This is a genomic window from Actinophytocola sp. (assembly GCF_036378875.1).
Classification (GTDB): domain Bacteria; phylum Actinomycetota; class Actinomycetes; order Mycobacteriales; family Pseudonocardiaceae; genus Actinophytocola.
On record NZ_DASUVO010000038.1, the window covers coordinates 33,490 to 47,943 of the forward strand.

Consider the following 14,454-nt stretch of genomic DNA (forward strand, 5'->3'; position numbering starts at 1 on the left):
GTCTAGTTCTTCAGCGGAGTGACGCTTTCCAGTGTGGGCACGACCTTCGCGATGGTTCCGTCGGCGTTGTAGCGGAGCCGGTCGATCGTCACCTCGCGATGTGTGCCGTCGCCGCCCGGGATCGCGAAGCGGTGGTAGGCGATGTACCAGTCGTCGGTTCCCGGCGCCTGGATGATGCTGTGGTGGCCGGTGCCGAGGATGCCGAGTGACGGGTCCTTCTCGAGGATGACACCGCGCCCGACCAGGCCGTCGAGCATCGGGCTCGTGGCGGTCGCGTAGCCGACGCGGTAGTTCTCACTGCCGGTGTCGTCGATTGACCAGGTCAGGTGGTACGTGCCGCCGCGTTTGGTCATGAACAGGCCCTCGCGGAAGCCGTCCAGGCCCGTGATCCGCTTGATCTTCGTGGCGTCGAACGAGGTCATGTCCGCGTTCAGCGGCACCACGTAGGCGTTGCCGTTGCCCCAGTACAGGTAGCTCTGGCCGTCGTCGTCGGTGAAGACCGCCGGGTCGATGGCCTGGCCGCCGTTCGGGTTCGACGCGATCAGCGGTGTGCCGAGCACGTCGGTGAACGGACCGGTGGGGGAGTCGGCGACCGCCACGCCGATCTTGGCGTCCGCACAGAAGTAGAAGTAGTACTTCCCGTTCTTCTCCGCGATCGTCGGGGCCCACGCCCGACTGTCCGCCCAGGACACACCCGGTCCTAGGTCGAGGATCGTGGGGTGCTTCGTCCAGTTGACGAGGTCCTTGCTCGACCACGCGTCGAACGACGTGCTCGACCAACCGGGGAAGCCGTCGGTGGTGGCGTAGATGTAGTAGGTGTCGCCGAACCGCACGATGTTGGGGTCGGCGTTGTACCCGGGCAGGACCGGGCTGTTCATGACCGCCGCGCGCACCGTCCACGTGCGCTTGCTCCGGTCGGCTCCCGTGACCGTGTAGGTGACGGGCTTGGTGAAGTCCTGCCGCGAACCGTTGCGTGGCGACACGGTCGCGCGGTTGGAGATCACGAGCGTCGGGGCCAGGCGACGCAGGTCCGTGCCGGGCTTGACGGGCAGCACGATGGTGCCGGCCTGGCTGTCGATGATCGCGGGCACCTTGAGCGCGTCGAGCCGCACCGAGCTGACGGCCGTCTCGTTGCCTGGCAGGCCGAGCACCTCCTGGGGCGTCAGGCCGCGGTTCCACACGGTGAAGCCGCGCATCCTGCCCTTGAAGTACTTGTCGGAGCCGTAGGCGGACCGCCCGACGTAGTTGGACGTCGTGATGCCGCCGCCGAGGTCGCCAGGCTTCGTCGTCACACCGTCCACATGGGCCACTTCGACACCGTTGTCGTACAGGCGCGCGGTACCCCCATCCAGGGTGTACGTGAGGGTGTGCCACGTGCCTCTGGCCAGGTTGCGGCCGCTGTTGGCGTTCTGCTCGGTCGACCAGTTGCCGGCCGCGATGGCCGCCCGGTAGGCGTCGCCGGTGGCGAACAGGTAGCCGTCACCGGCGTTGTTCGTGCTGTTGCCGAGGTTGAACAGGAAGTACGGCGTCTGCTGGCCCGGGTCGACCCACACCCGCGCGGACACGCTGATCTCGTCGAGCCCGGTCATGAGGTTGTTCGGCAGGTGGACATAACCGTCGGTGCCGCCGAAGGCGAGGCCGTCCGAGGCGCGGGTGACGTCGCCGTGGAGCACGGCGTCGTGGCCGTTCCCGGAGCGGTCCGCGACCGTCGTCCCCGAGCCGCCGGTGAGGTTGTAGTCGGCGATCACGCCCTTCTCGTTGGCGGTCACCGGAAGCGGGCCCTGACGAAGGCGGTCCAGCTCGGCCTTGGTCACCGGCAGGACCGTGCCGTGGCGCGGTTTCGTTGGCAGCGCGTACTCCGCCGGGATCTGCCAGTTCGGGCTCGACAGGGAGTCGGTGACGAACGGGATGTACCCTCGGCGCGGCGTCTCGTCCATGAAGGCGTAGAACTTGCTGCCGTCGTTGGACTTGAACACCGTCGGGCCCTCGACCCAGTCGGTGCCGAGGCTCGTGCGGATGCAGTCGTCGACCAACTCCCAGTTGCGCGGGTTCGTCGTCGGCAGGTCCACGGCACGCAGGTCCTTCGAGCGCTCCAGCACGATGTCCCGCGTGCACGACCCGATGACCTTCTCGTCGGTGGTGAGGCGGTAGTAGTAGTCGCCGTCCTTGATGACGGTCGAGTCGATGACCGTGCGGCCTGGGTCGTTCCAGATCTTCGGCTCGGTGAACGTCCGGAAGTCGCGTGTGGTCGAGTACCACATCCGCGCGTACGTTGAACCGGTGTGGTCGACGTCGTCGGCCGCGTACGGGCTCGATGCCCAGTAGACGACGTAGGCGCCGATGGTCGGGTCGTAGGTCGCCTCCGGCGCCCACGTCATGCCGAACGTGTCGGGCGAGACCTTGACGTGCCGCTGGTCCGACCAGGTCACGAGGTCCGTGGACTCCCAGACCTCCAGGTACTTGCTGCCCTTCCGCTGCGCCGCGTCCCACCCGCGACCGTCGTTGATCTGCAGGTCGGTCGCGATCAGGTAGAACTTGTCGCCCTCCGGGCTGCGGATGATGAACGGGTCGCGCACGCCGGTCTCGCCGTACTGCGACCGCAGCACGGGACGGCCGCCGTTCAGCTCGTCCCAGTGCAGCGGGTCGTTCCCGCGGCTCACCGCGAAGTGCACCTGCTCGGTGTCCTGCGTCGCCTCACCGGTGAAGTACGCGAACATGTAGCCCTCACGCGCTTCCTGCTTCGGCAGCGGGAGGACGGTGAGCGTGAAGTCCCGGACGCCGCTGGCCTTCCCCTTCGTCGCGCGGACCCGCAGCTCCGCCTTCCTCGGCTTGGCACCGTACGGCGGCCGGGTCACCTCACCGGTCGCGGTGACGACGTTCGGGTCGTCGCTGTGCCAGGTGAGCGTGACGTCGCGGGCACCCTTCGTCGGCAGCGTGATGTTGCCCCTGACCGCGTCCTGGTCGGTGATCACGATGTCCCGCAGGGCGTTCTGGACCTTCTGCCGGTCGGTGATGTCGGCCAGGACGGTGACGGTGAACGTGCGCGTCGCGGTGAAGCCGGCGTAGGAGGCGGTCGCGGTCAGCGTCACGGTCGCGTTGGGGGTGCCCGGGGCCGGCCGGGTGACGACGCCGGTGTCCGACACCACGGCCGGGTCACTGGAGGACCAGGAGATCGCCGAGCCGCCCGCGCCCTTCGCGGGCAGGGCGAGGTTGTCGGTCACGGCGGACGTGTCGCCGAGGTCGAGCGCCGCCGCGTCCTCGGCCGCCCGACCCGCCGCGGTCCGCTCGCCGAGGGCGCGGGCCTCCTCGGCACTCACGGCGCGGCTGTAGATGCGGAAGTCGCGGACCTCGCCCTTGAGGTACCTGTCCGAGGTGTACACGGACCGGCCCAGGTAGTTCGCGGTCGTGGTGCCGCCGCCGATCGCGCCCGGCGTGATCGTCACGTCGGTCTTGCGGGCGACCTCGATACCGTCCTCGTACAGGACGGCGACGCCGCCGGCGAGGGTGTAGGTGATCGTGCGCCAGCTGCCGCGTGCGAGGTTGCGGCCCGCGGAGACCGTCTGCTCGGTCGACCAGTTGCCGGTGGCGATCGAGCTGCGGTACCCGTCACCGGTGGTGAACAGGTAGCCGTTCCCGACGCCGTTCAACGTGTTGCCGAGCCCCCAGATGAAGTACGGCGTGCCCTGGTCGGTCGCGACGTTCACCTGGACGGACACGGTGATGTCCGTGAGGTCCCGCATGATGTTGTCGGGCAGGCGGACGTAGCCGTTCCCGCCGCCGAGGCGGAGGCCTTCGTCGCCCTGCCACGTGGCGTCACCGCTGAGCGTGCCGTCCCGGCCGTTGCCGGACACGTCGGTCACGGTCGTGCCGGCGGTCTGGGTGAGGCCGTAGTGGGCCACCAGCCCCTCGTCCAGCGTCTCCGCCGCGCTGGGGGCCGCCGTGACGCCCACGAACGTCGCGGTGAGGGCCAGGACGGCGGTGACCACGGGGATCGAGCGGCGCCGTCGCGAGAGCGTCAGCCAAGGGGACATGCGGGGGCCCTCCTCAACGTGGGCGCCGACCATCCGCCCACTGTGAACGTCGTCGTTCAAAAGTGAGCGTTAACATAGCTGCGCCACGAGAGAGGGTCAACAACTTCGCAGGGGGACATCGAGTCCTGATAGGACTCTGTTATCGCTAACAGTCATGGGACCCGGATGGGAGACTCGGGGCGCTGCCGGTGCCCTGCGACTCACCCGGGACGACGTCGCCCGTCTCAACGCGGTCCATGGCGGTGGGTCGCCGCGTTGACGAGGGTTTCGGTCGCCCACCGGTAGTCCGGTTTGCCCGACGGGGAGCGCTGGATCAGGGGCACGATGTGGACGACGCGGGGGAGTTTGTAGCGGGCGATCAGGGGTGACAGGTGGTCCTCGAGGTCCTGCCGGGTCGGGGCGGCCGCGGTCGGGACGAGTTGGATCACGGCGGCGACCTTCTGGCCCCAGCGAGGATCGGGGATTCCGGCGACGACGGCGTCGGTGATGGCCGGGTGGGTCTTGAGGGCGGCCTCGACCTCCTCGGGGTGGATCTTCTCGCCCCCGGAGTTGACGCAGATCGAGCCGCGGCCCAGGAACCGCACGGTGCCGTCGGCGTCCACGGTCGCCTGATCACCGGACAGGACCCAGCGGACGCCGTCGATCTCGACGAACGTGCGTGCGGTCTTGTCGGGGTCGCCGTAGTAGCCCAGGGCGACGTGGCCGTGGCGCGCGACCTGGCCGACCACCCCGCTGCCTGGAATGACAGGTGTGCGGGTGTCGTCGAGGACGGTCGTGGTGTCGTTGACGGTGAAACGCAGTCCCTGGTCGACGCCGGCGCCGCTGTGCCCGGTCTCGGTGGAGCCGAAGCTGTCCACAATGTACAGATGGGGGAGGTGGGCGCGGAGCCGGTCGCGGACGGGCTGGGTGAGCAACGCGCCGGCGCTCGCGATGATGTGCAGTGAGGGCAGGCCGTGACCCGCGGCGTCGAGGGCCTCGATGAGCGGCATGGCCATCGCGTCACCGACGATCATCATTGTCTGGCAGCCCTGTTCCTGGATGACGCGCAGTGCTCCGTCGCCCGTGTACTTGCGGGTGAGGCAGACCGTGCCGCCGTTCAGGAAGGTGATGAACGTGGCCAGGACGGAGGTGCCGTGCATGAGGGGCGGCGCGGCGTACATGATGTGCGGGGTCGCTTCGGTCACGCGTGGACCCACGTCCTCGGGTCGGTCCAGCGGTGCCACGCCGCCGCTCATGCCGCCGAAGAGCAGGTCCTCCTGCCGCCACATCACGCCCTTGGGCAGGCCGGTGGTGCCGCCCGTGTAGATGATCAGCAGGTCGTCGGCGGACCGTTCGGGGAAACCGTCGCGGTCGTCGGGTTGTGCGGCAAGCGCCTGCTCGTAGCGTGGTGCGTCGTCCGTGGGGCCGACGGCCAGCAGGTGCCGCAGCCGGGGCACGTGCGGCAGGACGACGGCAACGCGGTCGGCGAACTCGGTGTCGTAGACCAGCCCGACGAGGTCCGCGTTGTCGTACAGGTAACTCAGCTCGTCGCGGACGTACCGGTAGTTGACGTTGATGGGCACGGCGCGGATCTTCAGCAGCGCGAGCATCGTCTCGAGGTACTCGGTGCCGTTCATCAGGTGGCAGCCGACGTGGTCGCCGGCACCGACGCCCGCCGCGGTGAAGTGGTGGGCGAGCCGGTTGGCGCGCTGGTCGAGTTCCCGGTAGGTGAGGGTCCGTCCCTCGGCGTGCAGGGCGATCCGGTCGGGAACCGCGTCGACGACGTGCTCGAACAGGTCGGCCAGGTTGAACGCCATCACAGGTACGCCGCCGTGGTGCCGCCGAGCGGGAGTTCCGGCAGCCCGAGCTTGCGGTGGTCCCAGGACCGGGTCCGCTCGACGTCGATCCGCACGGCCACCCGTTTGGCGAGCATGAACTCGACCATCGGCCGTACTTCCTCGCTGTAGGGCCCGTTGTAGCGTTCCCACACGTTGACGCCGACCGCCCACAACGCGTCGGGATCGTCGACGATGGTCGCGCGGCCTTCCAACGCGATACCGCGCAGCATGTCGTAGGTGTGTCCGGTCTCGACCATCACGGTCACGCGGCCGTCCCGGCGCACGTTCACGGCCTTCTGCGACTTGGCCTTGGTCTCGAACCACACCACGCCGTCGAGCACCGCGTACCACATGGCCACCAGATGCGGCTGGCCGTCGGCGCCGACCGTGGCGAGGGTGGCCACGCGCTGCTCATGGAGGAACTGGGTGATCTCCTCCGCGGACATGACGATCTGGTCGCGCTGGTTCACACCCATGAAAGCCCCTTTGCCACTGGATGAGACATAGTCCAAACTGAGACTATGTCTCATAGTGAACCGGAGAGCCTCACCGTCCGCAAGAGGCGCGCGACGAACGCCCGGATCGCCGCCTCAGCGGCCCGGCTCGCCGGCACACAGGGGATCGGCAACACCACGGTGGACCAGATCGCGGCGGACGCCGAGGTCGCGCGGGCAACCTTCTTCCGCTACTACGACACCAAGGAATGCGCGGTCGCCGAAGGCATCACCGGCCCCTGGCTCACACTGATCATCGAGGCGATCGCGGACCAACCCGCCCACCTGTCCGCGAAGAACGCACTCGTGGCGGCCTTCGGCGAGATGGCGGAACGGTTCCCGGCCCACCACGACCAGATCCGCGAACTCGCCCGGCTCACCCGCTCCTCGACGACCCTCAACGCCTGGACCGCCCAGGCCTACCAGCGCTACGAGACCGCCATCGCGGAGCTGCTCACCCCACGGTTCTCAGACCTCGCTGAACGCGACCCCCGGCCCCGCCTGCTCGCCGCTCTGGCCATGGCCTCGGTCCGCATCTGCCTGGACGACTGGGTCCACCACGGGGGCTCGCTACCCGACCTCATCCACCACGCCCTCAACGCGATCGCCATCGAGCAAACGTGGCCCAGTGCCGCCGCGGGATCAGTCGGGTGCTGATCCCGTCGCCGTGCGGTAGGAGCGGTCGACGATTTCTCGCAGTGTCCGGTGATCGGCCTGGTCGACTCGTTTCAGGTACAGGCAGCCCTTGCCAGTCGTGTGCTCTCCGAGCCGGGCCAAGAGGTCCTCGTACTGGTCCATCCCGCCGGTCAGGTACAGCACCGTCTGCGCCTTGCGTGGCGAGAAGGAGATCGCCGCGGTGTCTCCTTCTCGCCCTGAGGCATAGCGGTAGTGCCAGGACCCGAACCCGATGATCGAACTGCCCCACAGCACCGGAGGTTGTCCGGTGACCTCGCGCATGAGCGCGACGAGCAGGTGGGCGTCGCGGCGGCGTTGTTCGTCGGTGATCGTCGTGATGAAGGCGTCGACGTCGCCGGTGGTCGGGGTGGTCTTGTTCGGGGTGTTTGCCACGACGGCTCCCTAGCGGATGTTCTGGTTGACGTGGAACAGGTTGGTTGGATTGCGGTTACTCAGCGTAGGTAACGCGGAACGGTCGTCCGGTACGTTCGGTACCGCGTGCCGAACCGTTCGGTGAGTGCCCGCTCCTCGCGCAGGACCTCCGCGTGCGTCCAACCACACGCGGCGGGCAACGTGACGAGCGTCCAGCGGGAGCCGGCCGCGAGCCCAACGCCCAGGTGAAGGAGAGCCCAGGCGAGGTACATCGGGTTACGGCTCACGGCATACGGGCCGGCCGTCACCAGGTCGTCGGGTGCCGCGAGATGAACGCGACCGGCGACGCGGACACAGCGGGCGGCGAGCACCACCCCGGCGGCCGCCAGCGACCACCCGACCAGTCGTCGAGCGGGCGTGGTCGGCCCACGGTCGAGCACGAGCGCCGCCGCGATGCCGACGAGGTGCTCGGATGGGATCGGCACGTTGCGCAGCACGGGGTCAGACCAGGTCGTGGTCGAAGGCGAACCTGGCGGCCGCCGTCCGCGAGGACACGCCGAGCTTGGTGTAGATGTTCGCGAGGTGGCGCTCGACGGTCTTCTGGCTCAACACGAGGGCGCGCGCGATCTCCGGGGTGCTGCTGCCGCTCGCGACCAGCCGGAGCACGTCGACCTCCCGCCGGGTCAGCCCGCCCGGTGCCGACGGCGCCCCGCGGGCGGCGAGTACGGCCTGCTCGGCGGGCACCGCGCCGAGCTCGCGGAACGTCCGGCACGCGGTGTCCAGCTCCGTGGCCGCGGACTCCGCGTCGTCGAGATCGAGCATGGCCTTGCCGATCAGGAACCGGCACCGCGCGACCTCGTACGGGATGTCGAGCCCGTGCCATTCGTGCATCGCGCGCCGCAGTTCGGCGATCGCGGCCGAATGCTCGCCGCGGCCGGCGAGGACACCGCCCCTGGCGAAACACGCGAGCGCGCGAATCGCCGGGATGCCGAACGTGGTCGCCATCGCGGTGAGCTCCTCGCTGAGCGTCTCCGCGTCCTCGACCGCGCCGGCGGAGAGGAGGACCTCGACGGCTCCCGGGAGGAGCCGTGAGCGGTGGACGGGATCGCGTGGTTCGGTGAGCAGCCGGCGGACCGCCGCGACGGCGGCGGTGACGCGGCCGCGTGCCATCCAGAGCTGGGCGAGCCCGGGTTGGGGCTCATACCCGAACTCGACGGCCTGCCGGTAGGCGTCCTCCGCGGCGGTGTATTCCCCGCGGATGCGCAGCACCTCCCCGCACTCGGCCCAGGCCAGGCCAGCGGCCCACGGCGTCCTGCTCCCGGCGTACCGCCGCACCGCGCGCCCGAACTCCTCCACCGCCTCGGTGTACGCGCCGCGCAGCCGCATGAGCTGTCCACGGTGGACGGCGGCCTGTCCGGTGAACGCCACGAGGTCTGGCTGCTCGTCGACGAAGGTGGTCAACACCGCGGTCCACTGCGCGGCCCGGCCGTAGTCGGACACCTCCTGGCAGGCCTCGATCAGCGAGCAATAGACCATGCCGGCCCAGACCGGTGACACCTCGCCCGTGGTGATCCCGATCATCGCCTCGTCCAGGAGCGCGAGGCCCTCGGGCACGCGGCCCTGGTAGAGCAGCATCCGGCCCCGGGCGTTGAGGCTCTGCGCGACCAGGTTGGCGTCGCCGAACCGGCGGCCGTAGCCGCCGATCTCGACGGCCAACACCTCGACGCGGTCGAACTCGGCGGCGAAGACGTGCCCCATCATCACGTGGACGAGCAGGTAGCCGCGCTCGACCACGTCCTCGCCGAGGTCGTCGAGCAGATGCTGGCAGCGGCCCACCCAGCCACCCCCGACCGCGGGCTCGCCGCCCTCGACCAGCAGGAAGGCCAGCCAGAGCCCGCAACGGACAGCGGCCAGGGTCTCCCCGGCGTCGATGCTCACCTGGTACGCGCGCTGCAACGCCTGGATGGCGTCGTTGCTACGCCCGACCAGGTACGCCGCGGTCGCGAGCTGGGTGAAGTCCTCGGCGGTCAGTGCGGAGGCGTCGCGATCGGACAGGCCCTCGTACGCCGCGAGCCACTCGCGGCGCTCGAAGGCTTCTCGTGCCCACTGCAGATCCTCTACCAGGCCCATCGCGTCATCGCCTCGGCCGATGATAGCCACGACGGGCCTGGCGGCGCGCGCTCAAGCGGCTACGCGGGCCGGGGTACGCGTCGCGATGAGGTGGGCGAGGTACGCCGCGTCGCGGCTGATCCCCGGCAGCACCATCGAGCTGAACCCGAACTGGAACGCGAGCCCGCAGAAGAACAGCCCTGGGGCGGTCTCGACGACGCCGCGGTACTCCGTCGGCCAGCCGTCCTCCCGCAGGATCGGCAGCTTGATCCAGTCGAGGACCTGCCGGAACCCGGTGCACCAGACCACGTTGGCCACGTCGACGACACGGCCGTCGTCGAGCATCGGCAGCCCGCCGGACACTCCGGTCACCCGCGACAGCACCCGTTCGACGTCGCGCTCGGCGAGGTCCTCGCGCTTGACCCTGATCATCGGGCCGCCGTGGAGACGGATCTCCTCCATCGCCTTGCGGCCGATCGGTGTGCGGCGGGTGAGCACGTGCCGGGCCACGAAGACCAGCACGGGGAAGAACACCCGGTTCATGCGGTGCTCGATCCGGAACGGGATCTGCCCGCAGTCACGTCCGCAGAGCACCGTCTCATGCGTCGGGGCGACCTCGTACGCGATGTCGGTGCCCGAGTGGGACGCGCCCACGACCAGCACCCGGCCGGGCCGCAGCTGGCTGGGCCGGCGGTACTGGCTGGAGTGCAGCTGCAGCACCGACGGGTCCAGCTCGGCGGCGAAGTCGGGGATGTTCGGGGTGCGCCCGAACGAGCCGGTCGCCACCACCACGTTGTCGCACGTGATCGTGTCCGCGCCGACCGTGGCGGCGTAGCCACCGCCCGGTCGCGCCTCGAGCGAGCCGATGCGGGTGCTCGTCCGCACCGGCAGGTCCCAGCGCAGCGCGTAGCTCTCCAGGTAGTCGGCGACCTGGTCCTTCTGCGGGAACTCCCACTGGTCGCCGGGGAACCGCAGTCCGGGCAGGCCGTCGTACTTCGCAGGCGTGTACAGCCGCAGCGTGTCCCACTGCTGGCGCCAGTTGTCCCCGACCCGCTCGTTCCCGTCGACGATCAGGAACGGCCGGTTCAGCCGCCGCAGGTGGTAGCCCGTCGACAGACCGGCCTGGCCGGCGCCGACGATGAGGGTTTCGATGTGCTGGTCGGACATGGCGTGCCTCCGGTCTCGGTGGATGACACGACGCTAGGAAACCGACGGCCTCACCCGCTTCGGGCGAATCATGCATTTCCCGGGTGAGCGGACGTGGGGGACATCGTCCAGAATCCGCCGTACGATCTGCTCGTGCCGCGGTCCGGTCGAGGTGTCGCGCAGCCGCAGGAGCTGAGGTTCTGCCGGTCTGCCGATGGCGCGCGCATCGCCTACGCACGGCATGGGTCCGGCCCGCCGCTGGTGATCGCCACCTGCTGGCTCAGCCACCTGGAGCACGACTGGAACAGCCCGGTGTGGCGGCACTTCCTCGCCGACCTCGGCGAGATCGCCACCGTCGTCCGGTACGACGAGCGCGGGCACGGGTTGTCCGACTGGGACGTCGAGGACTTCGGCCTTGAAGCGCGGATCGCGGACATCGAGGCGGTGGTCGACGACGCCGGGCTCGACCGGTTCGCGTTGATGGCCATGTCGCAGGGCGGCCCGCCCTCGATCGCCTACGCGGCACGGCATCCGGAGCGGGTGTCGCGCCTGGTCTTCTACGGCAGCTACGCGGCTGCCCTGCGTGACCCGACTCCGGAGGACCTGGAGCTCGACGAGACGTTCGAACGGTTGATCAAGGTCGGTTGGGCGCGGCCCGACTCGTTGTTCCGCCGGGTGTTCACCTCGATGCTGATCCCCGGCGCGACCGAGGAACAGATGAGCTGGCTCGACGAGCTCCAGCGCGTGTCGACCTCGGCCGGCAACGCGCTCACCGCGCGCCGGCAGCGCAAGCTGGCCAACGTCGTCGACCTGCTGCCCCAGCTCGACTTTCCCACGCTGGTGCTGCACTCCCGGGACGACCGGATGAACGACTTCTCCGACAGCCGCTTCCTCGCGTCGGCGATCGCCGGGGCGCGCCTGGTCGTGCTGGAGAGCGAGAACCACATCGTGCTCGGCGACGAGCCGGCGTGGCGGGTGTTCCGCGACGAGGTCGCCGCGTTCCTCGCCCCGGACCGCCGGCCGGCGGCGGTCCAGAAACAGCTCGCCGACGCCGCGTCGGTGCTCTCCGCGCGGGAGCTGGACGTGCTGCGGCTGGCCGCAGAGGGGCAGGACAACGCGGCCATCGCGCGGTCACTGACACTCAGCGTGCGCACGGTCGAGCGCCACCTGCACAACACGTACGCGAAGCTCGGCATCCAGGGCAAGGCCGCCCGCGCGGCCGCCGTCGCCCGCCTGCTCAGCCGCACCTGACCACTACGCGCAACCCGCCATCTCGCCGCGCTTCGGCGGCGGGAAGTTGCGTGCACGCGCCGACGCGGCGGAGCCCGCCGTGTTCGTAGTTTCGCCGCATGACAACGACCGAGTCCACGAGCTTCCTCGCCACCGGCGAACCGACCGACAGCATGCGCGACCACGACGTCGAGCAGGTCGGCCACGTCATGAACCTGTCCCGGACCTGGGCACACCTGCCGACCCTCCACACGGGACTGTTCGACGTCATGGCCCGGGCCGCGAAGGCGGCGTCGCTGACGTTCCGACAGCGGGGCGTCCTGGTGGTCGCCTGCGCGTCGACGCTCGGTGACTCGTACTGCTCGCTGGTCTGGGGGACGAAGCTGGCGAAGGTCGCGGGCGGCGAGGTGGCCGGCGGTGTGCTGCGCGGCGACGACGGACCACTGGACCAGACCGAGCAGGCGCTGGCCCGCTGGGCACGGACGATGACCCGCGACCCCAACGCCACGTCACCTGGCGACGTCCACGAACTCCGCGACGTGGGCTACGACGACGCGCAGATCCTCGCGATCACCGTGTTCGTCGCGTTGCGCGCCGCCTTCGCCACCGTCAACGACGCGCTCGGCGTCCGACCCGACCCGCAGGCCCGCGAGGCCGCTCCCGAGGCGGTCCGCGACGCCGTCACCTACGGCCGATGACCGGCCGGTTCCACTGAAACAGAAGGAGAAAGTCAGATGACCACCACCGAGAACCCGATCCGCAACGGCGTCGACACCGCGACCCTGTTCGCCACGCTCGACGCGGTGCGGGAGGACCCCGAGATCGCCAAGTTCCGGTTCCGGGCGACCAACCGCTGGGTCAGCGGGACCCACAACCAGTCGATGATCCACGGTTTCCACGGCGCCAAGCAGGACATGGCCCACCGCCAGCCGTTCACGCTCGACGCCGACCACCCGCCGGTGCTCGTCGGCTCGGACCACGGCCCGACGCCGGTCGAGTACGTGCTGCACGCGCTCGCCGCCTGCCTGACGGCGGGCATCGCGAACGTGGCCGCGGCCCGCGGCATCCGGCTGACCGAGGTCTCCTCGACCGTCGAGGGCGACATCGACCTGCTCGGCATCCTCGGGCTGTCCGACGACGTCCGCAACGGCTACCAGGGGATCAGGGTCAGCTTCGTGCTCCGCGGCGACGATCCGGACAAGCTGCGCAAGGTCGTCGAGCGGTCACGCCGCCGCTCGGCCGTGTTCGACATCGTCACCAACGGCGTGCCCGTCTCGATCGACGTCGACGCCGGCTGAGGACACCGCCATGCTCCCCCGTTACGACGTGGTGGTCGTCGGTGCCCGTGTGGCGGGCGCGGCCACCGCCATGCTGCTCGCCCGCTTCGGGCTGTCCGTGCTGCTCCTCGACCGCGCCGGCTACGGCACCGACACCATGTCGACGCACGCGTTCATGCGGGGCGGGGTCCTGCAGCTGTCCCGGTGGGGCCTGCTGGACGACGTCGTCGCCGCTGGCACGCCGCCGGTGCGCCGCACGACCTTCCGCTACGCGAACGACGTCGTGCCCGTCGAGGTCAAGCCGTCGTACGGGGTGGAGGCCCTGTACGCGCCGCGGCGCACCGTGCTCGACCCGATCGTCGTCGACGCGGCCGTCGCCGCCGGGGTCGAGGTGCGGTTCGGGGCGGCCGTGGCCGACGTGACGCGGGACCGTCGCGGCGCGGTCACCGGCGTCACCGGCCGCACCCGGGACGGCGAGGTCTTCCGTGCCGCCGCGCGGATCGTCGTCGGCGCGGACGGCATCCGCTCCACGATCGCCGACCTCGTCCGCGCGCCGTACGAGCGAGTCGGGCGGTCGGTCGCGGCCATCACCTACGGGCACTGGGCGGACCTGGAGACCGACGGCTACGAGTGGAACTTCCGCGCCGGCGCGGCATCCGGGGTGGTGCCGACCAACGACGGCAAGGCATGCGTGTACGCGAGCGCCTCGCCCCGCCGCATCGGCCGGGGCGGGCTCGCGGCGTTGTGCCGGCTCGTCGCCGAGTCCTCGCCGCGGCTCGCCGCCCGGCTCGCGGCGGCGACACCGCCCGCGTCCATGCGCACGTTCACCGGCCGCCGCGGCCACGTTCGACGCTCGTGGGGCCGCGGCTGGGCGCTGGTGGGCGACGCGGGTTACTACAAGGACCCGATCTCCTCCCACGGCCAGACCGACGCACTGCGCGACGCCGAACTGCTCGCCCGCGCGATCGTGGCGGTCGTCGCCGACGGCGCGGACGAGCGCGAGGCGCTGTCGAGCTACCAAGGGACCCGTGACGCCCTGTCCACGACGTTCTTCGAGCTGACCGACGTGGTGGCCGGCTACCGCTGGACCGACGAGGAGATCCCGAACCTGTTGCTGTCGCTCAGTGCGGCGATGAGCGAGGAGGTCAAGGTCATCCACGCGCTCCCGCCGGTCCCACGTGCGGTCGCCATGACCCAGCCGGTCCACTGTGGATGATCGCGCGGCGGAATTGGTCGTTGACCCTGTGTGGTGGACCTCATACCATCGGTGGGAAAGCGGTTTCCCGGCCAGTGGCGCGAGGGG

At 70.1% G+C, this 14,454-nt stretch carries 12 protein-coding genes; 5 read left to right on the forward strand and 7 right to left on the reverse strand.

Going from position 1 to position 14,454, the window contains the following annotated elements:
* Positions 1-2 precede the first annotated feature (2 nt).
* The 3 genes from VF106_RS10210 to VF106_RS10220 all read right to left on the reverse strand — a co-directional run bounded on the left by VF106_RS10210 (position 3) and on the right by VF106_RS10220 (position 6,324).
* The gene (locus tag VF106_RS10210; RefSeq protein ID WP_330839377.1) at positions 3-4,031 is read right to left on the reverse strand and encodes a family 43 glycosylhydrolase; all 4,029 of its coding nucleotides are present in this window, start codon (positions 4,029-4,031) and stop codon (positions 3-5) included.
* Positions 4,032-4,255: 224 nt separating this feature from the next.
* Positions 4,256-5,827: an acyl-CoA synthetase gene (locus VF106_RS10215; RefSeq protein WP_330839378.1), complete on the reverse strand. Its 1,572-nt coding sequence runs from the start codon at positions 5,825-5,827 to the stop codon at positions 4,256-4,258.
* The gene (locus tag VF106_RS10220) at positions 5,827-6,324 is read right to left on the reverse strand and encodes a pyridoxamine 5'-phosphate oxidase family protein (protein WP_330839379.1); all 498 of its coding nucleotides are present in this window, start codon (positions 6,322-6,324) and stop codon (positions 5,827-5,829) included. The genes VF106_RS10215 and VF106_RS10220 overlap by 1 nt, the downstream gene beginning before the upstream one ends.
* A 45-nt stretch (positions 6,325-6,369) precedes the next feature.
* Between VF106_RS10220 and VF106_RS10225 the strand changes: the two genes are divergently transcribed.
* Entirely contained in the window at positions 6,370-6,999 is a 630-nt protein-coding gene (locus VF106_RS10225) for a TetR family transcriptional regulator (RefSeq protein WP_330839380.1), read from the forward strand.
* Here VF106_RS10225 and VF106_RS10230 read toward each other — a convergent pair.
* The 4 genes from VF106_RS10230 to VF106_RS10245 are packed head-to-tail and all read right to left on the reverse strand — an operon-like array spanning position 6,985 to position 10,665.
* Entirely contained in the window at positions 6,985-7,410 is a 426-nt protein-coding gene (locus VF106_RS10230) for a DUF1801 domain-containing protein (protein WP_330839381.1), read from the reverse strand. The two genes, VF106_RS10225 and VF106_RS10230, sit on opposite strands and share 15 nt — an antisense overlap.
* A 59-nt stretch (positions 7,411-7,469) precedes the next feature.
* Positions 7,470-7,874, reverse strand: coding sequence for a methyltransferase family protein (locus tag VF106_RS10235; protein WP_330839382.1), 405 nt, complete (start codon positions 7,872-7,874; stop codon positions 7,470-7,472).
* 16 nt (positions 7,875-7,890) lie between these two features.
* Positions 7,891-9,519: a LuxR C-terminal-related transcriptional regulator gene (locus VF106_RS10240; RefSeq protein WP_330839383.1), complete on the reverse strand. Its 1,629-nt coding sequence runs from the start codon at positions 9,517-9,519 to the stop codon at positions 7,891-7,893.
* Between the two features lie 51 nt (positions 9,520-9,570).
* Positions 9,571-10,665 carry a flavin-containing monooxygenase gene (locus tag VF106_RS10245; protein ID WP_330839384.1) on the reverse strand — a complete coding sequence of 365 codons (1,095 nt, stop codon included), beginning with the start codon at positions 10,663-10,665 and terminating at the stop codon, positions 9,571-9,573.
* A 93-nt stretch (positions 10,666-10,758) separates the two neighbouring features.
* Between VF106_RS10245 and VF106_RS10250 the strand changes: the two genes are divergently transcribed.
* From VF106_RS10250 to VF106_RS10265, 4 genes are all read left to right on the forward strand, one after another.
* Positions 10,759-11,895, forward strand: coding sequence for an alpha/beta fold hydrolase (locus VF106_RS10250; RefSeq protein ID WP_330839385.1), 1,137 nt, complete (start codon positions 10,759-10,761; stop codon positions 11,893-11,895).
* Positions 11,896-11,993: 98 nt separating this feature from the next.
* Complete coding sequence (locus VF106_RS10255; RefSeq protein WP_330839386.1) at positions 11,994-12,572, forward strand: carboxymuconolactone decarboxylase family protein; 579 nt, start codon at positions 11,994-11,996, stop codon at positions 12,570-12,572.
* Between the two features lie 36 nt (positions 12,573-12,608).
* On the forward strand, positions 12,609-13,172 hold the full coding sequence (locus VF106_RS10260) for an OsmC family protein (protein WP_330839387.1): 564 nt from the start codon (positions 12,609-12,611) through the stop codon (positions 13,170-13,172).
* A gap of 10 nt (positions 13,173-13,182) precedes the next feature.
* On the forward strand, positions 13,183-14,367 hold the full coding sequence (locus VF106_RS10265; protein WP_330839388.1) for an NAD(P)/FAD-dependent oxidoreductase: 1,185 nt from the start codon (positions 13,183-13,185) through the stop codon (positions 14,365-14,367).
* The last annotated feature ends 87 nt before the right edge of the window (positions 14,368-14,454 follow it).